This is a genomic window from Priestia aryabhattai (assembly GCF_023715685.1).
Classification (GTDB): domain Bacteria; phylum Bacillota; class Bacilli; order Bacillales; family Bacillaceae_H; genus Priestia; species Priestia aryabhattai_B.
Genome location: NZ_JAMBOQ010000043.1, coordinates 1 through 478, shown reverse-complemented (window position 1 = coordinate 478; position 478 = coordinate 1). Strand labels below are relative to the sequence as shown.

1 protein-coding gene is annotated in these 478 nt (G+C 66.5%); it reads left to right on the top strand.

Going from position 1 to position 478, the window contains the following annotated elements:
• On the top strand, nucleotides 1–478 hold a 478-nt coding region (locus M3225_RS28820), incomplete at both ends, for an aldehyde dehydrogenase family protein (protein ID WP_251400737.1).

Sequence of the window (478 nt, the reverse complement as noted above, 5' to 3'; positions counted from 1 at the left end):
GCACCGACGTCGGCCCGGTCGTGTCGAAGGCGGCGAAGGCGCGCATCCTGTCGCTGATCGACGCCGGCGTGAAGGAAGGCGCGACGCTGCTGCTCGACGGCCGCGACGTGAAGGTGCCCGGCTACGAGCACGGCAACTTCGTCGGCCCGACGATCTTCTCCGGCGTGACGACCGACATGTCGATCTACCAGGAAGAAATCTTCGGGCCGGTGGTGGTCGTGCTGGAAGCCGACACGCTCGACGACGCGATCGCGCTCGTCAACCGCAACCCGATGGGCAACGGCGTGGGTCTGTTCACGCAGAGCGGCGCGGCCGCGCGCAAGTTCCAGAGCGAGATCGACATCGGCCAGGTCGGCATCAACATCCCGATTCCGGTGCCGGTGCCCTACTTCAGCTTCACCGGTTCGCGCGGCTCGAAGCTCGGCGATCTCGGCCCGTACGGCAAGCAGGTCGTGCAGTTCTACACGCAGACCAAGAC